The organism is Caulobacter sp. UNC279MFTsu5.1 (assembly GCF_900114015.1).
Classification (GTDB): Bacteria; Pseudomonadota; Alphaproteobacteria; order Caulobacterales; family Caulobacteraceae; genus Caulobacter.
Window position 1 is genome coordinate 33,565 of the sequence record NZ_FORN01000040.1, and the last position, 21,979, is coordinate 55,543.

Annotated in this window: 26 protein-coding genes and 1 pseudogene; 11 read left to right on the forward strand and 16 right to left on the reverse strand. The window is 69.6% G+C overall.

Going from position 1 to position 21,979, the window contains the following annotated elements:
• Nucleotides 1-46: 46 nt before the first annotated feature.
• The 5 genes from BM066_RS19340 to BM066_RS19360 all read right to left on the reverse strand — a co-directional run bounded on the left by BM066_RS19340 (nt 47) and on the right by BM066_RS19360 (nt 3,619).
• On the reverse strand, nt 47-448 hold the full coding sequence (locus BM066_RS19340; protein WP_255367654.1) for a hypothetical protein: 402 nt from the start codon (nt 446-448) through the stop codon (nt 47-49).
• Complete coding sequence (locus BM066_RS19345; RefSeq protein WP_089929987.1) at nt 445-960, reverse strand: dihydrofolate reductase; 516 nt, start codon at nt 958-960, stop codon at nt 445-447. The genes BM066_RS19340 and BM066_RS19345 overlap by 4 nt, the downstream gene beginning before the upstream one ends.
• A gap of 141 nt (nt 961-1,101) precedes the next feature.
• Nucleotides 1,102-1,944: a thymidylate synthase gene (locus tag BM066_RS19350; protein WP_089929988.1), complete on the reverse strand. Its 843-nt coding sequence runs from the start codon at nt 1,942-1,944 to the stop codon at nt 1,102-1,104.
• 98 nt (nt 1,945-2,042) lie between these two features.
• A complete protein-coding gene (locus BM066_RS19355; RefSeq protein WP_089929989.1) occupies nt 2,043-2,993 on the reverse strand; it encodes an SH3 domain-containing protein in 951 nt (316 codons plus the stop codon).
• Nucleotides 2,994-3,064: 71 nt separating this feature from the next.
• Nucleotides 3,065-3,619, reverse strand: a complete 555-nt coding sequence (locus BM066_RS19360; protein WP_089929990.1) for a DUF924 family protein — start codon at nt 3,617-3,619, stop codon at nt 3,065-3,067.
• Between the two features lie 132 nt (nt 3,620-3,751).
• On the opposite strand from BM066_RS19360, the gene BM066_RS19365 reads away from it, so the two are divergent.
• Nucleotides 3,752-4,633 carry an RcnB family protein gene (locus BM066_RS19365; protein ID WP_089929991.1) on the forward strand — a complete coding sequence of 294 codons (882 nt, stop codon included), beginning with the start codon at nt 3,752-3,754 and terminating at the stop codon, nt 4,631-4,633.
• 288 nt (nt 4,634-4,921) lie between these two features.
• Nucleotides 4,922-5,941 (forward strand): ketol-acid reductoisomerase, encoded by a 1,020-nt coding sequence (gene ilvC / locus BM066_RS19370; protein WP_089929992.1) that lies wholly within the window; start codon nt 4,922-4,924, stop codon nt 5,939-5,941.
• A 604-nt stretch (nt 5,942-6,545) separates the two neighbouring features.
• Here the strand turns inward: ilvC and BM066_RS19375 are convergent.
• The gene (locus tag BM066_RS19375; RefSeq protein ID WP_089929993.1) at nt 6,546-7,346 is read right to left on the reverse strand and encodes a CAP domain-containing protein; all 801 of its coding nucleotides are present in this window, start codon (nt 7,344-7,346) and stop codon (nt 6,546-6,548) included.
• A gap of 49 nt (nt 7,347-7,395) precedes the next feature.
• Between BM066_RS19375 and BM066_RS19380 the strand changes: the two genes are divergently transcribed.
• Nucleotides 7,396-7,959 (forward strand): nucleoside 2-deoxyribosyltransferase, encoded by a 564-nt coding sequence (locus BM066_RS19380; RefSeq protein WP_089929994.1) that lies wholly within the window; start codon nt 7,396-7,398, stop codon nt 7,957-7,959.
• A 145-nt stretch (nt 7,960-8,104) separates the two neighbouring features.
• On the opposite strand, the gene BM066_RS19385 is transcribed toward BM066_RS19380, so the two are convergent.
• The gene (locus tag BM066_RS19385) at nt 8,105-8,875 is read right to left on the reverse strand and encodes a tRNA1(Val) (adenine(37)-N6)-methyltransferase (protein WP_255367655.1); all 771 of its coding nucleotides are present in this window, start codon (nt 8,873-8,875) and stop codon (nt 8,105-8,107) included.
• A gap of 132 nt (nt 8,876-9,007) precedes the next feature.
• Here BM066_RS19385 and BM066_RS19390 point away from each other — a divergent pair, with 132 nt between their 5' ends.
• From BM066_RS19390 to BM066_RS27380, 3 genes and pseudogenes are all read left to right on the forward strand, one after another.
• Nucleotides 9,008-10,018 (forward strand): polyprenyl synthetase family protein, encoded by a 1,011-nt coding sequence (locus BM066_RS19390; protein ID WP_177218505.1) that lies wholly within the window; start codon nt 9,008-9,010, stop codon nt 10,016-10,018.
• On the forward strand, nt 10,018-10,620 hold the full coding sequence (locus BM066_RS19395) for a hypothetical protein (RefSeq protein WP_255367656.1): 603 nt from the start codon (nt 10,018-10,020) through the stop codon (nt 10,618-10,620). The genes BM066_RS19390 and BM066_RS19395 overlap by 1 nt, the downstream gene beginning before the upstream one ends.
• A gap of 7 nt (nt 10,621-10,627) precedes the next feature.
• Nucleotides 10,628-10,746, forward strand: a pseudogene (locus BM066_RS27380) (hypothetical protein); the annotation flags it as partial.
• Between the two features lie 6 nt (nt 10,747-10,752).
• On the opposite strand, the gene BM066_RS19400 reads toward BM066_RS27380, so the two are convergent.
• On the reverse strand, nt 10,753-11,601 hold the full coding sequence (locus BM066_RS19400; RefSeq protein ID WP_089929996.1) for an FkbM family methyltransferase: 849 nt from the start codon (nt 11,599-11,601) through the stop codon (nt 10,753-10,755).
• 183 nt (nt 11,602-11,784) lie between these two features.
• On the opposite strand from BM066_RS19400, the gene BM066_RS19405 reads away from it, so the two are divergent.
• Nucleotides 11,785-12,186 carry a YccF domain-containing protein gene (locus BM066_RS19405; protein WP_089929997.1) on the forward strand — a complete coding sequence of 134 codons (402 nt, stop codon included), beginning with the start codon at nt 11,785-11,787 and terminating at the stop codon, nt 12,184-12,186.
• Between the two features lie 4 nt (nt 12,187-12,190).
• Here the strand turns inward: BM066_RS19405 and BM066_RS19410 are convergent, their stop codons facing one another.
• The 4 genes from BM066_RS19410 to fumC form a co-directional block, all read right to left on the reverse strand.
• Nucleotides 12,191-12,508 carry a CcdB family protein gene (locus tag BM066_RS19410; RefSeq protein WP_177218504.1) on the reverse strand — a complete coding sequence of 106 codons (318 nt, stop codon included), beginning with the start codon at nt 12,506-12,508 and terminating at the stop codon, nt 12,191-12,193.
• Nucleotides 12,502-12,744, reverse strand: a complete 243-nt coding sequence (locus BM066_RS19415; RefSeq protein WP_089929999.1) for a type II toxin-antitoxin system CcdA family antitoxin — start codon at nt 12,742-12,744, stop codon at nt 12,502-12,504. Before BM066_RS19415 ends, BM066_RS19410 begins: the two co-directional genes overlap by 7 nt.
• Nucleotides 12,745-12,798: 54 nt before the next feature.
• Entirely contained in the window at nt 12,799-13,245 is a 447-nt protein-coding gene (locus tag BM066_RS19420; RefSeq protein ID WP_089930000.1) for a GNAT family N-acetyltransferase, read from the reverse strand.
• A gap of 63 nt (nt 13,246-13,308) precedes the next feature.
• On the reverse strand, nt 13,309-14,700 hold the full coding sequence (gene fumC / locus BM066_RS19425; RefSeq protein WP_089930001.1) for a class II fumarate hydratase: 1,392 nt from the start codon (nt 14,698-14,700) through the stop codon (nt 13,309-13,311).
• 130 nt (nt 14,701-14,830) lie between these two features.
• Between fumC and BM066_RS19430 the strand changes: the two genes are divergently transcribed.
• From BM066_RS19430 to BM066_RS19445, 4 genes are all read left to right on the forward strand, one after another.
• Nucleotides 14,831-15,370, forward strand: a complete 540-nt coding sequence (locus tag BM066_RS19430) for a DUF1697 domain-containing protein (protein ID WP_089930002.1) — start codon at nt 14,831-14,833, stop codon at nt 15,368-15,370.
• A 141-nt stretch (nt 15,371-15,511) separates the two neighbouring features.
• Entirely contained in the window at nt 15,512-16,708 is a 1,197-nt protein-coding gene (locus BM066_RS19435) for an acyltransferase family protein (protein ID WP_026176396.1), read from the forward strand.
• A gap of 75 nt (nt 16,709-16,783) precedes the next feature.
• A complete protein-coding gene (locus BM066_RS19440) occupies nt 16,784-17,107 on the forward strand; it encodes a YbjQ family protein (protein WP_018061142.1) in 324 nt (107 codons plus the stop codon).
• 1 nt (nt 17,108) lies between these two features.
• Nucleotides 17,109-17,495 carry a RusA family crossover junction endodeoxyribonuclease gene (locus BM066_RS19445; protein ID WP_018061143.1) on the forward strand — a complete coding sequence of 129 codons (387 nt, stop codon included), beginning with the start codon at nt 17,109-17,111 and terminating at the stop codon, nt 17,493-17,495.
• A gap of 142 nt (nt 17,496-17,637) precedes the next feature.
• Here BM066_RS19445 and BM066_RS19450 read toward each other — a convergent pair whose 3' ends face one another.
• The 4 genes from BM066_RS19450 to BM066_RS19465 form a co-directional block, all read right to left on the reverse strand.
• On the reverse strand, nt 17,638-19,857 hold the full coding sequence (locus tag BM066_RS19450; protein WP_089930006.1) for a serine hydrolase domain-containing protein: 2,220 nt from the start codon (nt 19,855-19,857) through the stop codon (nt 17,638-17,640).
• Between the two features lie 118 nt (nt 19,858-19,975).
• Nucleotides 19,976-20,782, reverse strand: a complete 807-nt coding sequence (locus BM066_RS19455; protein ID WP_018061593.1) for a C13 family peptidase — start codon at nt 20,780-20,782, stop codon at nt 19,976-19,978.
• Nucleotides 20,783-20,789: 7 nt separating this feature from the next.
• A complete protein-coding gene (locus tag BM066_RS19460; protein WP_018061594.1) occupies nt 20,790-21,275 on the reverse strand; it encodes a PaaI family thioesterase in 486 nt (161 codons plus the stop codon).
• Between the two features lie 4 nt (nt 21,276-21,279).
• Complete coding sequence (locus BM066_RS19465) at nt 21,280-21,765, reverse strand: SspB family protein (protein WP_026176495.1); 486 nt, start codon at nt 21,763-21,765, stop codon at nt 21,280-21,282.
• Nucleotides 21,766-21,979: the final 214 nt, after the last annotated feature.

The window sequence follows — 21,979 nt, forward strand, 5'->3', positions numbered from 1 at the left end:
ACGGTCGTTTAAATGGATGAGCAAGCGCCTCGAAGGACGCATGGCCTCAGTTCAGGTCGTAGAGCTCGTAGGCGATCAGTCCGCCGTCGCCGCCCAGGAAGGCCCGGCCGTGGGCCGAGCGCACCAGGGCCTCGCGGTCCACCCACTTGGGCGTGGCGTCGGAGGCGTCCGAGCCCTGGGTCGCGCAGGGGACGGTCAGGCGCACCGACTGCCGGGGCCGGAAGCGCTTGCCGCGCTCGGCCCGGATCGCCCGGCCGAACACCCTGCAGCTGGCGACCTCGCCGCCGTCCAGCGGCCGCACCTTGACCACGTTGAACACCACCACGTCGGTGGCCGCGGCCCGCGCCAGGCTGTCGCTCTGGCCCAGGCTGATGTCGGCCTGGGCGGCGTGGGCCGCGCCGACGGAAAGGGCGAGGACGCAGAGGAGGGCGGTCAGCGGACGCATCATCGGCGCTCCAGCACACGGAAGACGAAGGCGTGGTCGTCGTCGGGACCGGCAGGATGCGCCTCGCGGCGCACCTCCGTCCAGGCCGCCTCGTCGAAGGCGGGGAAGCTGACGTCGCCTTCGACCTCCGCCTGCACTTCGGTCAGGTACAGGCGCCTGGCCTTGGGCAGGGCGGTCTCGAACAGGGCGCGGCCGCCGATCACGCAGACCTCGTCGACGCCGTCCTCGGCCGCCTGCTCCTTGGCCATCTGCACGGCCTCCAGGAAGCTCTCGCAGACCACGGCCTGGGGCGGCTCGAACGAGCCGTCACGCGACAGCACGATGTTCATCCGTCCGGGCAGGGGCTTGCGGGGCAGGCTGTCCCAGGTCTTGCGGCCCATGATCACCGGCTTGCCCATCGTGCAGGCCTTGAAGATCTGGAGATCGGACTTCAGCCGCCAGGGCAGGTCGTTGTCGCGGCCGATGACGCCGTTGAGCGAACGGGCCACGGGGCCGACGGTAAGGGTAACGGACATGGGAACAGGTTTACCCTGCGTCGCGCCCCGCGGCCACCCAAGGCAATCGCAGATGGAGTGACCGCCAAAACAGCTGTCATCCCGGACAAGCCCGGCGGACGTCGCCGCCCTTGATCTAGTCGAGCCGGTCGGCCGCCCAGGTCAAACGGCGACCGCCGCCTTGATGTGCGGGTGGGCCTCGTAGCCTTCCAACTGGAAGTCCTCGTATTCGAAGGCGAACAGCTCGCGCTTGTCGGCCATCTTCAGGGTGGGGAAGGGCTTGGGTTCGCGCCGGAGCTGCTCGCGGGCCTGATCCAGGTGGTTGAGATACAGGTGTGCGTCGCCGAAGGTGTGGACGAACTCACCCGGCTTCAGCCCCACCACCTGGGCGACCATCATGGTCAGCAGGGCGTAGGAGGCGATGTTGAACGGCACGCCCAGGAAGACGTCGGCGCTGCGCTGGTAGAGCTGGCAGCTCAGCTTTCCATCCGCCACGAAGAACTGGAATAGGCAGTGACAGGGCGGCAGGGCCATGTCCTCGACATCGGCCGGGTTCCAGGCGCTGACGATGTGGCGGCGGCTGTTGGGATTGGTCTTCAGGCCTTCGACCAGGTTGGCGATCTGGTCGATGGACTGGCCGTTCGGCGCGGCCCACGAGCGCCACTGCTTGCCGTAGACCGGGCCCAGGTCGCCGTTCTCGTCGGCCCATTCGTCCCAGATCTTGCAGCCGTTCTCCTGCAGGTAGCGGACATTGGTGTCGCCCTTCAGGAACCACAGCAGCTCGACGATGATCGAGCGCAGGTGCAGCTTCTTGGTGGTCAGGACCGGGAAACCCTTCGACAGGTCGAAGCGGATCTGCCGGCCGAACACGCCCAGCGTGCCGGTGCCCGTGCGGTCGCCGCGCTGCACGCCGTTCTCCAGGATGTCGGCGAGCAGGTTCAGATATTGCCGCTCGGGATGGTCGGCGGCGGCGGGCTCGGCATGGATGGCGGCGACGGCGTTCATGGCGCGATTGTCCTACGCGAATCGCCGCGATAGCCAATCACAAAAACGCCCCGCCCGAGGACCTCGGGCGGGGCGCGTCGTCGCGTTGGCGCGGAGTCTTACCGCGCCGGCTCGAGGCCGGTGTTCAGCACCCAGCCGACATTGTCGTTCTCGTCGGCGACTTCCCACCACAGGCCGTTCTTCTCGCCGGTCGGATAGACGATGGCGCCGGCGGGCAGGGCGCGGATCAGCTTGCCGCCGGCCGCGGCCGTGGCGCGCATGTTGGTCACGCGGGTGGCCACGAAGGTCTTGGCCGGGGCCGCGGCCGCCGCCGTGGTCGTCGTCGACAGCAGGCCAAGATCGGTGACCAGCTTGGTGTAGCTGTTGATGAACGACAGGGTGATGATCCGGCCGATCTCGGTGTCCTCGTAGCCGCCGCCGACCGCGCCGCCCCAGCCGATGCCGCCGCCCGCGCCCCAGCCGATGTCGTTCTTGGCCGCGTAGCCTTCCTGCACCGCCACCGTCTCGGTGGTGCGCACGTTGGTCAGGGACAGCACGGTGTTGGCTTCCAGCTTCTTGGTCTTGATGCCGCCGACCAAGCCGCCGACGCGACCGCCGATCAGGCCGCCGATGGCGCCGGCCACCGCGCCGCCGCCGGCGTTGCTGTCGCTGGCCTGGACCTCGGCGACCAGCACGTAGTCGGCGGCCTTGACCTGGCCCTGACCGACGTTGGAACCGCGCTGCAGGCCCAGATTGCCGCCGATGTTGCGTTCGATCTGCGCCGCGTTGAGGCCCGCGCCCCGGTCGACCAGATTGAAGCAGCCCGACTTCTGGACCATGGCCTTCAGCAGCTTCTGCGGCGAGGCCAGGTTGTACTGCATCCAGCCGCGCGGATCGTCGCCGTCCATGATCGACAGGGTGCCCAGCTTGCGGGCGCAGTGGGGAATCTCGGCGACGGCCTGGGTCTGGAGCTTCTGGGCGTTGCTCGGCTTGGCCTGGGCCAAGGCCGCGCTCGGCGCGATGATCGACAGCGTGAGGCTGGCCGTCAGCAGGCCCGATAGCAGTTTCATGATGTGCTCCCAGCAATCCCAGATTTCGAGCGCCAACCCTAGCGTGCGCGGGCGGCTCGGCCAAGCTCGCCTCAGCCCGCGAAGCCGCCTTCGTCGAGGAACGCCTGTTCGGCCGTGGTCGTGACCCGGCCCAAGGCCTTGTTTCGATGAGGAAAGCGGCCGAAGCGGGCGATGATGTCGCGGTGGGCGATGGCCCATTTGAGGCTGTCGGCGTCGCCGGTGTCCTTCAGCAAGCCCTCGAACAGGGCGATGCCGGTTTCCTGGTCGGCCAGGGATTCGGAGTGCTCGTAGGGCAGGTAGAAGAACGGCCGCAGTTCGGGCGCGACGGCCTTGTCGTGGCCGGCGGCCACGGCGGCGGCGGCGATCGCGCGGGCCTTGCCGTCGGTGGCGAAGGCGTGGCCGCTGTCGCGGAAGAGGTTGCGGGGGAACTGGTCCAGCAGGATCACCAGGGCCAGGGCGCCCTCGGCGTCCGCGGCCCAGGCGTCGTACTTGCCTCGGGCGGCGGCCAGGTGGACGGGCTCGAACTTCAGGCGGATGGCGTCGTCGAAGGCGTCGGACCTGGCGAACCATTTGCCGGGGCCGGCGGCGGTCCAGAAACCCAGCACGTCCTGTGGTTTGGCGGTCATGGCGGATCCCCCTTTTTGCAATGTTGGATGGGCGTCGTCGTTCAAACGCGGTTCATGGAGCAAGGCCGACACTTCCCTACAAGGGATGAGCGACGGGGCCTGCACAAGGCCTCTTGGAGCACTTGGAAAGACATGAAACGTCTGATCACGGCCGCGATGATCCTGTCCTTGCTGGGCGGGGCCGCGGCGGAGGCCGCCGGGGCCGGGCAGGACCGCCCGGATCGCCCCGACCGTCGCGGCGAACGCGGCGACGGCGGCGGCTGGCGCCAGCAACATCAGCAACCCGGACAGCAGCAGGCCCAGCCGCAACAGCAGCCTTCGGGCGACGGCGACCGCGGCGGCTGGCGTCGGTCCGGCGGCGAACGCGGCGAACGCGGCGATCGGGGTGACCGTGGCGATCGCGGCGGCCGTCCCGACTGGAACGGCGGCGGCCGGCCGGCGCCCGAGGCGCAGCAGCCCGCGCAACCTCCGCAACCGCCGCCCGCGCCTCAGCCCCGGAACCCGCGGGAAGGCGGCGTCCGGGACGGCTGGCAGGAGCGGGGCGGCCGCGGCGGCGGTTGGGATCGCGGCGACCAGAACCGCGGCGACCAGAACCGTGGTGACCGTGGCGATCGCGGCGATCGCGGCGACCGGAACGGCGGCTGGAACCGCCCCGGGCGCGGCGACTGGGGCCGACCCGACTACGGTCGTCCGGGCCACGACGGCCAGTGGCGCGACCGCGACAACGATCGCCAGCGCTACGACCAGCGTCGCTACCGGCCGTCCTATCGCGCCATCCAGCGCTATCGGGTCCCGGCCTACCGCTATCCGCGCGGCTTCTACGTGCGCCACTGGGCGTTCGGCGACTATCTGCCGGGCGGCTGGTACGGCCAATCCTACTATCTGGACGCCTGGCGATACGGCCTGCCGTATCCGCCGATCGGCTGCGAGTGGGTGCGGGTCGGCGACGACGCGGTGCTGGTCGACGTCTGGAGCGGCCAGGTGCTGAGCGTCTATTACGACCTGTTCTGGTAGCGGGTGACGCGGCCGGGGACGCCCGCATGCGGGCGTCCCCATCCCCTTTCAAGCCGCCCCGCAGGACGCGGTCCTCGCGAAAAGATCAGGGCGTTGGCGGCGGCTTCTTGAAGGCTGGCCATGGCGGTGGAAGGCCTCAACGTCTAAAACGTCGCCACAGAGGCACGCGGGTCACAACGTTCTGTCGTCATCGCCTTGACGAAACGGCAAAAAAACGCTCAAACGCCCGGCCTTTGTCGCTCCGCCGTTGCGCGGGGCGGCCATATCGACCAGTCCTGGAGAAAAAACATGCGCGTCTATTATGATCGCGACGCCGACCTCGCCCGCATCCTGGACAAGAAGATCGCGATCGTAGGCTATGGCTCGCAAGGGCACGCGCATGCCCTCAACCTTCGGGACTCGGGCGCGACCAACGTCGCCGTCGCCCTGCGCGCCGGCTCGCCGACCGCCAAGAAGGCCGAAGGCGAAGGCCTGAAGGTCATGACCGTGGCCGAGGCGGCCGCCTGGGCCGACCTGCTGATGATCCTGGCGCCCGACGAGCACCAGGCCGCGATCTACAAGACCGACATCGCGCCCAACATCCGCGACGGCGCGGCCCTGTTGTTCGCCCACGGCCTGAACGTCCACTTCGGCCTGATCGAGCCCAAGGACACCATCGACGTGCTGATGGTCGCCCCCAAGGGCCCCGGCCACACCGTGCGCGGCGAGTACCAGAAGGGCGGCGGCGTGCCCTGTCTGATCGCGGTGCACCACAACGCCACCGGCAACGCGCTGGACCTCGGCCTGGCCTACGCCAGCGCCATCGGCGGCGGCCGCTCGGGCATCATCGAGACCAACTTCCGCGAGGAATGCGAGACCGACCTGTTCGGCGAGCAGGCCGTCCTGTGCGGCGGCACGGTCGAACTGGTCCGCGCCGGCTTCGAAGTGCTGGTGGAAGCCGGCTACGCGCCGGAAATGGCCTATTTCGAGTGCCTGCACGAGCTGAAGCTGATCGTCGACCTGATGTACGAAGGCGGCATCGCCAACATGAACTACTCGATCAGCAACACGGCCGAGTACGGCGAGTACGTCACCGGCCCGCGCATCATCACGCCGGAAACCAAGGCCGAGATGAAGCGCGTGCTGGACGATATCCAGTCGGGCAAGTTCGTCCGCGACTTCATGCTGGAAAACCAGGTCGGCCAGCCCAGCTTCAAGGCGACCCGCCGCCGCGCGGCCGAGCACCAGATCGAGGAAGTCGGCGGCCGCCTGCGCGCCATGATGCCCTGGATCGCCAAGAACAAGCTGGTGGACGTGGCCAAGAACTAGGCTTTTCGGCTTCATCGCTGAACCGACGAACGGCGGGCTCGAAAGGGCCCGCCGTTTTTCGTTTCCGTCGTTCGTACTCAATTGACGGCTGATACAATCTTAGGTCACATAAATGGGCGCGCGATCTCGCGCGCCTTAGGCTGGAGGTTGTATGTCTTTCTCCAAAGTTCTTCGTCTTGGAGCCGCAGTCGCCGCTCTGGTGGCCGGCACGGTGGTTCAGACCACGGCGGCGCAGGCGCGCCCCGAGGTCTGCGTCCAATGGGCTTGGTCGCGCTGCGACCCGCGTTTCGAGCGCTTCACACCGGAGTGGAACGCCTGCTTCGATCAGAATGTGACCGCTTGCGAATTGACCCAAGGCCCGCCACCGCCGACGCCCAATCCCCCCGCGCCGCCATTTCCGTGGCCGACTTCGGTTGACGACTAGCCTTGAGCCTTGATCGAACGATGGACGGCGGGTTCGAAAGAGCCCGCCGTTTTTCGTTTTCACAGCGAGCCGTCGGACTGCTCGTCCGGCGAATGGAATGACTCTGGCGCGCCCTTCCAATCCGGCCCCGCTTCGGGATCCGGGTCCCGGCATTCGTCGGGGAGAGCGGATTTGGGCGCCTCAGCCCAGCACGAACACCGGCCCCCAGGCCACCTGGTACTTCCGCGCCCCGGTCGACAGGTGCGGACGCAGCTGCCAGGCGCCCGGCGGCAGGGTCCGGGCGCCGGGCGCCTCGACATAGGTCTCGACCAGGGCCTCGGCGCCGGGCTCGGAGACCGAGAACTGGTCGATGCGCGGGACGGCGTTGGCCAGGACCGAGGCGATGGCCGCGACCGACGCCACCCGCAGCGGGGCGGGGGCGGCCAGGCGCGCGGAGACCTCGGCGTAGGCCCCGACGGCGATCACCTCGCGGCCCCGGCGCAGCACGCCGTAGCCGACATGGGTGAAGCCCGGCGCCAGCAGGTTGGCGCGGTGGCCGGGGCTGGTCTTCCACTGGCCCATGATCTGGTCGGGGCGCACGGAGCCGCTGGCGTTCAGGCGTTCGGCGATGTTCTCGGCCGGGGCGCCGACCAGGTCGCGGGCCAGCAGGCCCACGCGGGCGGCGGGGCCGAAACCCTCGCGGGTCATGTGGTCGAAGACGTCGGTGCGGGCGATGTCGGCGGCGTGGGCGCGGGCCGCCAGGGTCAGGCCGGGATCGGGCGCCAGTCCGGGGAGGCGCCGGCCGCGCCGGAAAAGGTCGCCCAGGTCGCGCAGGTCGGTCTCGAAATCGGGGTCGAAATCGCCCCGGCTGTCGGCCAGCTGACGGCGCAGGCGGCGGTCGTAGGCCAGCCACGGGTCGCTCGCGGCGGCTTTGGCGAGGCCGGGCGCGGCCAGGGCGGCGGCGGTCGCGGCGATCAGGGTCCTGCGATCTAAAACGTCCATGGTCCTCAAGGCGGTTGACAGCGTCCCGGTTCGGCAAGTTCTAAGGGGCATGAGACCCGTACGTTCCATCTGGTTGGCCGGCCCCGAGCCCTGGCTTCCCGACGCCGAGGCGCAAGCCGCGCGCCAACGCGCCTTCTGCGCGGACAACGGCTTCACCGGCCTGACCGCGCCGGCCATCGTCGAGACCCAGGCCGACAATGTCGAGGTCCAGGCCCGCGAACTCTACGCCGAGAGGATGGCCAAGCTGCGGCAGGCCGACGCCGGGATCATCAATCTGACGCCGTTCCGCGGTCCGTCCTGCGCCAGCGCCGCCGCGTTCGAGGCCGGGGTGCTGGCCGGGCTGGGGCGGCCGGTGATGGCCTATGTCAACGTCGCCGACGAGAGCGAGGCCGAATATGTCGACCGGGTCGAGGTGCATGTCGGCGCCCAGCGCGACGAGCACGGCGTCTGGCGGGACGGCGACGGCTGCGTGGTCGAGGACTTCGGCCTGCCCGAGACCTTGATGCTGTGGGCCGAGGCCCGCCGACTGTTCGTGATCATCACCGACGACCCGCTGCACGACCTGACCGGCCTGGAGATGTGCCTGGAGGCGCTGGCGCTGTACGCGGAGTAGGGGGCGCCCACTTGCCCCCACCTGGCGGCTTCGCCGCCTGTCCGCCCCCATAGGGGGCGGAGCCTCCCGCCGCAGGCTCTTCCCCCTATGGGGGAAGACGGCCGAAGGCCAGTAGGGGGCAGGTGATCGCCGCCCGAACGGATGCCTAACCCCACCCCAGCGCCGCATCCCCCCGCAGGATCGCCTCGGCCGCCGCCGAATGGCCCGTCCCCTCGCGGTCGTGCAGGACCAGCGGGGGCAACAGGACCAGCGGGGCCTTGCCGGTCTTGATCGCCCGGACGACCACCCGCTTGGCCGGGACGTCGGCGAAGGGCGCGATCGGGCGGATCCTGAACGAGCCGGCCTTGGGGGACAGCAACGACAGAATGTCGACCAGGCGGTCGGTGCGGTGGATCAGGGTGATCGTCCCGCCCTCGCGCACCGCCTTCAGGCAGAAGGCGGTCCAGGCCGCCAGCCCGCCGTCGGCCATCCAGGCGCCGGCCTTCTCCGGCGCGGGTGCACGCAGGGCGCCGGGATCGTCGAAGAACGGCGGATTACTGATCACCGCGTCGAACACCGGCAGGCCCAGGGCGCGGAAACCGCGCTCGACGTCGCCGCCGAAGATCTCCACGCGGTCGGCCAGATCGTTCAATGCGACGTTGCCCCGCGCCAGATCGACGGCGGCGGGATCGCGCTCCAGCCCGACGAATCGGGCGCCGGACCGCCGCGCCGCCGCCGCCAGCAGCGCCCCGCCGACCCCGCAGCCGGCCTCGATCACCCGGTCGCCCGGTTTCGCGTCGCAGGCCGCCGCCAGCAGGGCCGCGTCCATGCCCGCCCGATAGCCCGCCACGGGTTGGCGCAGCCGCACGCGGCCGTTCAGGACGGCGTCTTCGGTGAAGCTTTGGGGGCTCGTGGGCGCGGGTATCTCGTTCGGCAACGTTTCAAGCCTTGTGCTCGCCTTGACCCTGACCTATCCCGCCACCATTGTCGCTCGCAACGGCTGATCAAGCCCAAGGGACGCGAGGCGTACGCCGACCGCCGGCGGGCGTCAGCCAGGGAGAGTATGGTTTTGGACGCAGCTGCAGCGACCCTCGCCCGGGAGCCGGGATCGGTGGATCGTCTCGTGCGGCTGGCCGCCGCCGACATGGCCGGGGTCGACGCCCTGATCACCGCGCGCATGCAGAGCGAAGTGCCGGTCATTCCGGCCCTGGCCGAGCACCTGATCGCCGCCGGCGGCAAGCGCCTGCGTCCGCTGTTGACCGTGGCCGCGGCGCGCCTGGCCGGGTCGGACAACGCTGCCTGCCTGAAGCTGGCCGCCGCCGTCGAGTTCATCCATACCGCCACCCTGCTGCACGACGACGTGGTCGACGGCAGCCAGCTGCGGCGCGGCAAGGTCGCGGCCCACCTGATCTGGGGCGCGGCGCAGAGCGTGCTGGTCGGCGACTTCCTGTTCGCCCGCGCCTTCGAGCTGATGGTCGAGACCAACTCGATGAAGGCGCTGGAGATCTTGGCCAAGGCCAGCCGCGTCATCGCCGAAGGCGAAGTGCTTCAACTGACCCGCAGCCACGACCTGAACCTGTCGCAGGCGCTGTATCTGGAAATCATCGCCGCCAAGACCGCCGAGCTGTTCGCCGCGGCGTCGGAAGCCGGCGGCGTCTCGGCCGGCGTGTCTGCGGCCCAGTCGGACGCCCTGCGCGCCTACGGCATGAACCTGGGCCTGGCCTTCCAACTGGCCGACGACGCCCTGGACTACGGCGGCACGACCGAGGCCCTGGGCAAGAACGCCGGCGACGACTTCCGAGAAGGCAAGGCCACCTTGCCGCTGCTGCTGGCCATCGCCCGCTCGGGTCCGCGCGAGGCCGAGTTCTGGGAGCGGGCCATCGGCCGCCGCGAGCAGACCGAGGCCGACTTCCGCCGGGCCCGCGAGCTGATCGTCGGCACCGGGGCGCTGGAGGCCACGCTCGACCTGGCCGCGGCCTATGCCGACAAGGCCAAGGCGGCGCTGTCGGGCTTCCCGACCAACGACTGGCGCTCCAGCCTCGAGAGCCTGGCCGACTTCGCGGTCAGCCGGCGGGCCTGATGGCGCGGGCCGGGGGATCCAAGGCCGGCAACATGCTTCCGCGCTCGCCGGAAGGACCGCTGCCGTCCCTGAACACCGTCCTGAAGACCACGCCCGACAATCCCAGCGGCGATCCGCATGGCCACGCCCACCAGGCCGGCGAAGCGGCGGGCAAGGTGATCGGCGGCGGCCTGGGCGTGGTGATCGGCTTCGGCGTCCTGTTGCTGATGTTCGGTCCGGTGCTATGGGCCCCGCTGTGGGCGGCCGTGTCGGCGGCGGTGCGGGTCGAGGCGCTGGCGCACAACGGCTGGCTGACCACCGGCGCGGCTGTCGCCGCTGGCCTGGCCGTGGCCTTCGTCCAGTTCCTGCTGCTGGTCCAGAAGAGCCCGCTGCTGCGTTATCCGGCCGTGCTGCTGTTCTCGCTGGCCTGGGTGGGCGGGCTGTGGCTGGAGCTGACCGCGCCGCCGCACGACTGGCTGGCGCTTCCGCCCTGGCATGCGCCGGGGCCGTGGGCGATGGCCGTCGTCGGCGTGGGGACGGTGATCTACGCTGGGCTGTACCTGCTGATCCTCACGCGCTTCGGCAAGGGTCGGTGGGCCAAGCGGTGGCAGCTGATCAAGTAGGCGGCCGCGCCGTGCGTCCTTCGAGGCTCGCCCGCGGCTCGCACCTCAGGAAGAGGCGTCAGCAACAACGTTCCTCATCCTGAGGCGCCCGCATGGCGGGCCTCGAAGGACGCACGGCGACAGCCGCTAGCCCTACGCCTTCAAGCACAGGTCCAGGTGCGTGCCGTTGTCGTCCTCGACATGCCGTTTCCAGGCCGCGTCGACCTTGGCGATCACTTCGGCCGGCGTCGCGCCCTTCACGGCCTCGCGCTTTTTCTTGCGGTGCAGGATCTCAATCCCGTAGCCCAGGTCCAGGAAGAAGCTCAGCAGGGCCGAGCCCTCGGCGCGCGAGGTCTCGGCCTGGAAGCGCGGCGAATATTCCAGGAAGGTGATCGGCTTCTGCTCGGCCATGAAGGCCTTGGCGCCCATGAAGGCGCGATATTCCATGCCCTCGATGTCGATCTTCATCACGTCGACCCGGCCCAGCTCGCCGCGCAGCAGGTCGATGGGCACGACCGGGGCGAAGTCGTAGTCGCTCAGGTCGTCCGGCGCGGCCTGGCCCGCCGGCTCCAGCTGGTGGTTGTTGTGCATGGTCTGGCGGCGCAGGAAGGCCGTCTCCAGCGTGTCGGACACGCCCACCAGGATCAGCCGGATGTTGTCGATGGCGTTGGTCTTGGCGCTCTCCAGGATCACCCGGCCGTTGCCCGGGCTCATCTCGATGGCGATCACCCGGCCGGCGGGGCCGACCTTCCGGGCGGCCGGCAGGGCGAAGGCGCCCCAGCTGGCTCCGACGTCCAGCACGGTCATGCCGGGCTTGAGGGTCTGCAGGAAGTAGTCCAGCACCCAGGGCTCGTAGTCCTTGCCGTCCAGCAGCTGCTTGGTGATCACCCAGTGGTCGGGCATGCGGAACGTGCAGCCGCGGAACTTCACCGAGGCGGGGATCGGGGCGACGCCGACGGGCAGCGAGATCGCCTGATGCTTCTTCTTGCGGAACAGACTCATCATGCCCTCGTGACGGCGCGGCGCCCGGAATCGGACGCGGCGGCTTTTGTTTCTCGACCGTCACATAGCGATAGCTTGTGGCAAGGTCACGTCCGAGCGGCGCGAAAGGCGAAGCTCGACATCGATCGCGATTCGTCGCACGCCTAGGTCGCGCCCCTGGAGCGGGCTTCGCCGGAGACCGTCATGATCCGCCTGTTGCTCAACATCCTGTGGTTCGTCCTGGGCGGATGGATCAGCGGCCTGCTGTGGCTGCTGGGCGGCTTGTTGCTGGCCATCACCGTCGTCGGCCTGCCCTATACCGGCGCGGCCTGGCGCATCGCCGGCTTCGCCTTCTGGCCGTTCGGCAAGGAGATCCTGCCGCGCGACATGGTGACCGGCCAGGGCGACCTCGGGACCGGCGGCCTGGGCTGCGTGCTCAACGTGATCTGGTTCGTGCTGGGCGGCTGGTACATCGCCCTGTCGCACCTGATGATCGCCGTCGCCGAAGCCGTGACGATCATCGGCATCCCGTTCGCGATCAAGGACCTGCAGCTGGCCATCGTGGCCATCGCCCCGATCGGGCGGACAGTGGTGGTCAAGCCGTAGGGCGTCAGAAGCCGGTGAACAGGCGGTCGACGGCGCGGCGGATGTCGTCTTCGTGGGCAAGGAGGTCTGTGATCTTGCCACGAAGCCTCGCTGAGTTCATCGCGACGAGTTCGGGAATGGAAACAACGAAATCCCAAGTGTCGAGCTGTATGTGCACGGTCAGGTTCGTGAACCTTTCGGCGACCTCAGCCCGATAGACAGGCGCTACGACAGCGGTCGCCAGATCTCCAGCGTATTGCGACTGCAGGACAACGACGTAGGGCGCGTCTTCGCGGCTGCGGAGCGACGGGTTTGGGAAAACGTCGAACTGCCGGATCACCACGTCCGCAGGTCGTCTCCGAAGACGCCGCGTTTCTCGACCCGTTCGCGATAAGCCTTCAGCGCCTCGGCGTTCTCTTCCGTCCACCGCCGCGCGCGCTCTTCGGCTCCGGCGGGGTCGATCTTTTGGAGATGCAGCCGCAGTTGGGTCTCGCTCATGCCGGCGACGGAAATGCCCAGCCGCTTGGCCTGCGCCAGCAGTTCCGGATCGATGCCGATGTCGAGTTCGACCTTGCCCATGGTCGGAGGCTAACACGGGCTTTGCCGGCCTGACAGGCGCGGAAAGCGAGGTTTCTAGCTCGCGCTCCGTCGCAGCACGTGCGTCCAAGGCCCCGAACCATTCGACGAAAACCCCTGCGCCTCCCAGAACGGCGCGGCGGCGGGGGAGGCGGCGGCGTTGCAGGTCAGGAGGTCGACCTGGTCGAGGGCCTCCTGCACCAGCGCGGAGGCCAGGGCGCGCGCCACACCGTGGCGGCGGAAGGCGGGGCGGACGTAGAACCGGCGCACGCGGCGGGCGGGTTCGGCCGCGGCGGGTTCGAGGGAGAGGCCGCCGATCCCCGCCAGCTCGCCGGCCAGCAGCGCGCCCAGCAGGGCCTCGCCGTCGCGGTCGAAGCGCTGGTCGCCGCTGGCCCAGCCGTCGGCCAGCCGCGCCATGTTGCCGACGCCCTCGCTCGCGGCGTCGGCGAGGAGGGCGGGAAAGCCGTCCGGCAGGTCGTCGAGGATCCGGATCAGCTGGATCAATGGGCACTCCTAGTTGGCGCGCATTCCGATCGCCGAACCGGCGTCCACTTCGGTGGAATGCGTTTAGCCCGGCGAGATCATGTTCTCGGGGCGGACGTACTGGTCGAATTCCTCGTTGGTCAGGTAGCCGCCGCCGACGGCTTCCTCGCGCAGGGTGGTGCCGTTCTTGTGCGCGGCCTTGGCGATCTTGGCGCAGATGTCGTAGCCCAGCTTGCCGTTCAGGGCGGTGACCAGCATCAGCGAGTTCTCGACGCCCTTGTTGATGTTGTCGACGCGCGGCTCGATGCCGACCACGCAGTTGTCGGTGAAGCTGATCGCCGCGTCGGCCATCAGGCGCACCGACTGCAGGAAGTTATAGGCCATCACCGGGTTGAAGACGTTCAGCTCGAAATGGCCCTGGCTGCCGGCGAAGGTGACCGCGGCGTGGTTGCCGAACACCTGGACGCAGACCTGGGTGAGGGCCTCGCATTGGGTCGGGTTGACCTTGCCCGGCATGATCGACGAGCCCGGCTCGTTTTCCGGCAGGCTCAGTTCGCCCAGGCCGGCGCGCGGGCCGCTGCCCAGGAAACGGATGTCGTTGGCGATCTTGAACAGGCTGGCGGCGACGGTGTTGATCGCGCCGTGGCTGAAGACCATGGCGTCGTGGGCGGCCAGGGCCTCGAACTTGTTGGGAGCGGTGGTGAAGGGCAGGCCGGTGATGGCGGCGATCTGCTCGGCCACCTTCTCGGCGAAGCCGATCGGGGCGTTGAGGCCCGTGCCGACCGCGGTGCCGCCCTGGGCCAGCTGCATCAGCTTGGGCAGGGTCTGTTCGATGCGCTCGATGCCGTTGGCCACCTGCTGGGCGTAGCCGCCGAATTCCTGACCCAGGGTCAGGGGGGTGGCGTCCTGGGTGTGGGTGCGGCCGATCTTGATGATCTTGGCCCAGGCGTCGGACTTGGCCTTCAGGGCCTCGTGCAGATGCTTGAGGGCCGGCAGCAGGTCGTGGACGATCTGCTCGGCGCAGGCCACGTGCATCGCCGTCGGGTAGGTGTCGTTCGACGACTGGCTCATATTGACGTGGTCGTTGGGGTGGACGGGCTTCTTGCTGCCCATCTCGCCGCCCAGCATCTCGATCGCCCGGTTGCTGATCACCTCGTTGGCGTTCATGTTCGACTGGGTGCCCGAGCCGGTCTGCCAGACCACCAGCGGGAAGTGGGCGTCGAGCTTGCCCTCGATCACCTCGTTGGCCGCGGCGACGATGGTCTCGGCGATCTTGGGATCCAGCTTGCCCAGGGCCAGGTTGGCCTCTGCGGCGGCGCGCTTGACGACGCCCAGGGCGCGGACGACGGGAAGCGGCTGCTTCTCCCAGCCGATCTTGAAGTTGCCGAGCGAACGCTGGGCCTGGGCGCCCCAGTACTTGTCGTTCTCGACGGCGATCGGGCCGAAGGTGTCGGTCTCGTTGCGCGTGGCGGTCATGCGGCGGGTCTCCCGGAAAAACGGTCGAGCGGGGGTCTAGACCCAAGGCGCGCCCAGGGCAACGCTCGCGGGTTGCGATCAGGGCTCGGCCGGATTACGACGGGAACAATCACGGAACGGAGTTCGCCCGATGAGCCCTCACATCGCCCTGTTGCGCGGCGTCAATGTCGGCGGCCGCAAGGTGCTGAAGGACGACCTGCTGGGCCTGGCCAAGGACCTGGGCTTCGACGACGCCAAGACCCTGCTGGCCAGCGGCAACCTGGTGCTGTGGGGGAGGGGCGGCTCGGACGCCGACATCGAGCAACGCCTGGAGGACGGGCTGGAGAAGCGCATGGGCCTGCGCACCGAGTTCTTCGTCCGCACGCCGGCGGAACTGAGGGCGATCATCGACGCCAACCCCTATCCGGACGAGGCCAGGAGCCACCCCAACCACCTGCTGGTGCATTTCATGAAGGGGCCGCTGCCGGACGGGGACGAGGCGACGCTGCGCGCGGCGATCACCGGTCCCGAGACCTTCAAGGCCGGAACGCGCGAGCTCTATATCGACTACCCCGACGACGTCGGCCATTCGATGCTCGACCGCGACTGGAAGAAGACCAAGCGGGCGCCGCTGGGCACCGCCCGCAACTGGAACACCGTGCTCAAGCTGGCGGCGATGGCGGGGCTCTGAAGTCCGCGACGGGTTTCCCAAGGCATCCTGCGTTCGGCCCGCCGCCGGCGTAGCGGATCGGCCTCCGTCATCTGGACAATGCGATTTGACAGCGCTGTCTTTTGTGGCAAGGTCCCGCCGACAAAAAGGGGGAGGTAAGCCATGGACTCGGCGAAGGCGGGTGGTGGACGGATCGTTGCGCTGGATGTTCTGCGAGGACTGGCCGTCGCGGGCATGATTCTGGTGACCAGCCCGGGGGCGTGGGCCTATGCCTATGCGCCGCTCAAGCACGCGGCCTGGCGCGGGTGGACGCCCGCCGACCTGGTGTTTCCCACCTTCCTGTTCTGCGTCGGCGTGGCGATCGGCCTGTCCATCCCGCGCCTTAGGGTCGGAGAGGGGACCTCAGCCGCCCTGTGGAGCAAGATCGCCCGGCGCACGGCGCTGCTGATCCTGCTGGGCCTGGTGCTCAACGCCCTGCCCAGCTTCGACCTGGCCCACCTGCGCATTCCGGGTGTCCTGCAGCGGATCGGCCTCTGCTACGCCCTGGCCAGCGCCATCTGCATCCTGTCCGCCCAGGCCGAGGCCGACGGCCGGCTGCGCCTGAACGTCGTCGTCGTCGTCCTGGCCGTCGCTGGGCTGCTGGTCGGTTACTGGGCGTTGCTGACCTTCACGCCCGTGCCCGGGTTCGGCGTCGACCGCTGGGACTCGCAAGGGGCGCTGCCGGCCTTCATCGACCGGGCGGTCTTCACGATCCCCCACCTGTGGCCCTACGGCACGACCGAGGGCGTTGGGGTGACCTATGATCCGGAAGGCCTGCTCTCGACGTTTCCGGCCACGGTCAACGTGTTGCTGGGCGCCGTCGCGGCCGTGTTTCTGGCCCAGGCCAACAACGGGCGCCAGGGACAGGGCCGCGTCCTGGCCGCCTTGCTCGTCCTGGGCGCGGCGCTGATCGTCGCCGGCCTGGCGCTGGACCCGATCGTGCCGGTCAACAAGCGCCTCTGGACGCCCAGCTTCGCCTTGTTCAGCAGCGGTGCCTCCCTGGTCGCCCTGATCGTGCTGCAGATCGTCCTGAAGGCGCGCGCGGCCCGGTTCGCGGCCTGGCCGCTGAAGGTGTTGGGCGGCAACGCCATCCTGGCGTTCGTGATGTCGCAGGTGCTGGGAGCCTGCGCCGGCCTGACCTTGCAGACGCACCGGGCCGGGCTTCCAGACCTCACGCCCCAGGGCTTCGGCTTCGAGACGGCCCAGCGCCTGACCGCCGATCCCTACCTGGCCTCGTTCCTCTGCGCCCTGGCGATCCTGGCCCTGATCACCGCGGCGATCGCGCCTCTGCACCGGCGCGGGATCCATCTGCGGCTCTAGCGATGGCGGGGCGGCGAGCGGTCCGATATAGGGGCGGGGCGCTCGAGAATGCTCTCGCGCCTCAGGAGACCGCTCATGCTCGTCGCCACCACCAACGATCTGCCCGGCCATCGCATCGTCGCCCATCTGGGCCTGGTGCGCGGCGTCACCGTCCGCTCGCGCAGCGTGATCGGCAATATCGGCGGCTCGATCCAGTCGATCTTCGGCGGCAAGCTGTCGATCTATGTCGACTTGGCCGAGGCCGCCCGCAAGGAGGCCTACGACCTGCTGGTGGCCCACGCGGCCGAGATGGGGGCCAACGCCATCCTGGCCATGCGCTACGACGCCAACGAGATCATGGAAGGCATCACCGAGGTGCTGGCCTACGGCACGGCGGTGAAGGTCGAGCCTCTGGCCTGACATGGATGACGGCTGGACGCATCACGGCAAGGTCCGGGCCCGCGAGGACGACGGCGAACTGACCCTGGTGGTCGACGGCCTGACCACCCAGGCCAAATACTACAAGCCGCTGATCTACGAGTTCTTCCGCAAGGTCTGGCGTGGCTCGCGCCCCGCCTGGGGCGAGTTCTCGGTCGAGATCGGCATGGAGTTCGTCGGCGAGCCGCCGTGGATGGACCTGGACAACCTGGCCAAGGCCCTGCTGGACGCGATCAAGGGCTACGCCTTCCACGACGACGCCCAGGTCGCCCGGCTGCTGGTCGAGCGCCGCCCAGCCGAGCGCGAGCGGATCGTCATCGTGGTGCGCAGGCTGGAGTCGCGCTTCCTGCGGGGGACGCTGGAGGGCTGAGGCCTCCCTCTCGGCGGGCGCGTCGGTGAGACCCCCTCAGTCGCTTCGCGACAGCTCCCCCGGAGGGGGAGCACCTGCTCGGACTAGATCCTCCCCCTCTGGGGGAGGTGGCCCGAAGGGCCGGAGGGGGTCTTCGCTGTCCCTAGGCGTTCCAGAACTCCAGGAAGCCCCAGGCCGCCAGCAGCAGGGCGAAGCCCAGGAAGATCAGTGTCGTGCAGGTGAAGGCCAGCTTGCGCAGCGAGGTCCAACTGTCGACCCGCCGGCCGCCGCGCCACACCACCGGCAGCATGGCCAGGGTGGCGATGGTCAGCAGGGTGGCCACGAAGGCGCAGGCCGAGGCGCTGAGCAGCCAGCCGCTGGGCCAACCGTAGAACACCTTGGCCAGGTCGCCGGCCCCGCTGGCGAACACGCCAACGCCGATCAGGGCGATCAGCCAGAGGATGGCCTGGATGGTCTGCAGCAGGCTGGCGCGGGCCTGGGTCGGGGTCTGGCGCGCCTCGCGGCGGTCGCGGGTGGCCACGCCGACCAGGGTGGCCAGGGCGGCCAGGCCGGCCAGGGCGGCGATGGTGGTCAGCAGGCCGCGCTGGTACGGGAAGCCGATGCGCTCGAACGCCGCCCCGCCCATCGGCGAGAAGAACCGCGCCACCTTGCCGTCCTCGCGCTGGAACACCAGCAGGCCCGCGCCGCTGGCGGGCGCGAAGGTGTCGGGCTGGTCGGTGGCGGACCATTGGCTGGACTTGCCGTCGATCGTCAGGGTCAGGCGGCCGTCCGGCGCGGCGCGCACGGTCGCCTCGCCGATCAGGCGGTCGATGAAGCCCTCCAGCCCGCCATAGGCGCGGCGGGTGGTCAGGAACCGGCCCTCGTAGGCGCGGGCCTCGTCGTGGGTGATCCGGCTGGCGGCGGGGATCTCCGGACGCGGAGCGTAGAAGCGCTCGATGATGGTTGCGGGCAGACTGGCGGGCAGGTCGGCGCCGGTGTCGGTGTTGACCGCCACGAATACGCCCAGGCCCAGCTCGGGAACCATGACCAGGTTGGAGTGGAACCACAGGGTCGCGCCGGCATGGCCGAAGCCGCGCTTGCCGCCGGGCAGGGGGATGTCCATGAAGCCGGCGTTCCAGCCCGGCGCGCCTTCTGCCGGGCGGTACATCGGCGTACGGAACAGGGCGCTGGTCCGGGGCGAGAAGACCGTCCGGCCGTCGATCGTCCCGCCGTTCAGCAGCAGGGTCATATAGCGAGCCATGTCGCCGGCCGTGCTGGAGGCGGCGCCGGCGGGGGCGATGTGGCCGACGAACTCCGGCGCCTCGGTCTGGAAGCCCAGCGGGGTCCAGCGGAAGCCGTCCGACAGGTCGGCGGCCAGGGCCGGGGCCATCGGGGCGGGCAGGTCGTCGCGCCACGGATGGTTCTCGCGGAAGGTCGTGTGGGTCAGGCCGGCGGGCAGGATCACCTGGTCGGCGATCACCTTCTCGAACGGCTGGCCGGTGACGTTGGCCAGGGCCGCGCCGGCCAGGCCGACGCCGTAGTTGGAATAGGCCGGCAGCAGGCCCGGCTCGCGCACGCGGTTGGGGCGCTCCTGACGCAAATACAGCTCCAGCGGCCGTTCGCGGCGCAGGTCGCGCTCGAACAGCTGGCCCAGAGCCCGGTCCTCGAACCCGGCGGTGTGGGTCATCAGGTCGCGTAGCCGCACCGGGGTCTTCTTGCCCTGGTCCTTCAGCTGCAGTTTCTCGGGCAGGTAGACGTTGATCGGGGCGTCCAGGCGCATGCGCCCGGCCTCGACCTCGTTCATCAGGGCGATCCAGGTGAAGGTCTTGGAAATCGAGCCCACGCGGAACAGGGTCGTGTCGGGATCGACGCGCCGGCCGTCCTTCAGGCTGGCGACGCCATAGCCCTTCTTCAGTGCCACCTGGCCGTTCTGGACGACGGCGATGGTCACGCCGGCGATGTGGTCGCGGGCCATGCGGTCGCGCACGACGCCGTCGACATAGGCCTCGAGGTCGGCGACGGGCAGCGGGGCGGCGGCGCTGGCGGGCGCCGGAGGAGGGGGCGGGGGGGCGGCGTTCGGCGCGGTGGCGACGGGCGTCGCGGCCGGCCTCGCCACCGGGGACGCCGCCGGCGCGGACGTCGGCGTCGTGGCGGTTCGGGCGACGGCGGGGGCGGTCGGCGCGGCGGGGCGGGGGCGCGGCGCGCGGCGGCGGCGAACCGTCGACGTATAGGGGATCGGGGCGGAGGGCAGGGTGGCGAGCGTCGCCGCGGGCGACCGCGGGGCCGGGGCGACGTCCTGGGTCTCAGCCATCGTCGCGCCAAACAGGCCGCAGCCGATGACTGCCGCTGAGAGAACGGCCCTGAACGAAAGACGCAGCGTCACGAACAAGACCTCGCCAGCTTATGAGAAATAAGGGTGAGCAGACTTCTAGGGCGCCCCGGCCAGGGATCAAAGGGGATGTGGCCCCGCCCGGGCGTCTTTCCCGTGGACGCCTGATCGGTCAGCGGCGCCTGAGGGACGCGGTGGGTTTGGCGGGGTCTCGCGGCGGAAAGGCGTAGAGGGGCAGCAGCGGTCGCAGGCCGGCGCCGATCCACAGCTGCGGCTCCGAGGCCGGCTCGGCGCCCGTGTCGTGTTCGCGCCGGGCCACGCAGGCCTGCACCGCCCGACCCAGGGCGGCGAAGTCGTGGACGGCGGGCGCCGACGAGAGGAAGCAGTCGTCGAAATAGGGGTACTTGTCGTCCTCGCTGCAGCCGAACGAGGTGCGGTCCGACCGCGCCGCCGTCAGGATCATCCGGTCGTCGCGCTGCAGCGGCTTGACGAAGACCCCCGAAAAACAGGCCGAGACCACGACGATCGACGGACGGGCCGGGCAAGCGTCGTCGACCACGGCCGCCAGCAGGGTGGGCGGCAGGAGGTCTTCGTCCAGCAGCGCGCCCTCCGGCGCGCCGTGGCTGGTGAGATAGACCAGGCACCCGGCGGGATGCGTGGCCGCTAGGGCGCTCAGGTCGGCGTGAATGGCGCGAAGGTCGGTCTTGCGGGGCTTCACGGCCATATAACGCTTGGGGCGCACCGAATACTGACGGATGGCGTCCGGCGAGAAGCCCAGCCCGGCCAAGGTCAGGCTCACGTCGCGCCGGGCGTTGTCGAAGGCCTCGGTCGGGCCGCCCGAATGGGCGCGCCAGTCGCCGGCCACGACGACGGCGGCCCAGTCGGCGAACGGCGAGCCGTTAGCCTGGGCGGCCCGGGCGGGCGCGACGAGGAGCAGTGGCAGCAGCAGACCCAGGACCAGGCTTGCGAACCGTCGCATGGCCCCGTTACGTCTTGAACTTCGAGAGCGGCGTGGGGATCGCCGTGGCGCTGGCCCTGGCCAGCAGCCGGCCTTCGGGGTCGTAGAGCTCGCCTTCCAGGAAGCAGACCGTCCGGCCCCACTTGACCACCCAGCCGACGCCCTTGAGCGGGCCTGGGATGGCCGGGCGCAGGAAGCTGGTCTTCATCTCCAGGGTCGGGACCACGCAGGTCATGCCCGAGGCGATCATGCCGGCCACCGACATGCACTCGTCCAGCATGGCGCAGACGTATCCGCCCTGGACCTGGCCCATCGGATTGCCAACCGCCTCGACCGAGGGGGCGAAGGCGACCTCGACCCGGCGCTCGGCCTGGCTGACCGCCAGCATGTGGAAGCCCAGGGTGCGGGCGCTGCCCGGCGGATTCCTGGAGGCGTGAAAGCGCGCGAGAATCGCCTCGTCCGTCAGGGCCTGCGGCGTTTCCGAGACCAGGTCGCTTGGGGCGATGTCGCTCACGCGGCTATTTCTTGCGGAACTGGTCGAGGGAGATGATCTTCGGCGCTTCCTCGCCCCCCTCGGCGGTGACGGCCGCTTCGGGTTCCGGCTCGGGCTCGGGCTCCTGCGGCGCGATCTCGGGAGCCTCGAACTGCAGGGCGAACTGCACCGACGGGTCGTAGAACCGGGTCACGGCCGCATAGGGGATCGACAGCCGCTTGGGCTGGCCGCCGAACTTCAGGGTCACCGAGAAGAAGGTCTCGCCGGGCGCCAGGTCCCAGTACTGGTGCTGCAGGATGATGGTCATCTCGTCGGGATACTTGCCCAGCAGGTCCTGGGGGCCCGACACGCCCGCCGCCTGGGTCTTGAAGGTGATATACAGATGGTGCGGCTCGGGCAGGCCGCCGGGCGCGGCGGCCTTCTTCAGCGCGGCCTTCACGACGCCGCGCAGGGCGTCCTGGGCCATCGCCTCGTACTGCATCAGGTCTTCAGGCGGATTGGTCTGGGCCATGCGGTCCATCGTAAAGCGAGAACTGGAAAGAAGCGCGCAGAGTAGCGTGTCGCGAAGGCGGCGAGAAGGTGGGGGCATAGCGTTTTCTCCTCCTCCGCTGCACGGGTGAGGGAAGCCTGGGCGATGTCGTGGGAAGTGGAGGGATTCTGTTGGCAGGCTCCCCCATCCCTTCCAAGGAAGAGGAGGGAGCCTCGGCGATGTCGTGGGAAGTGGA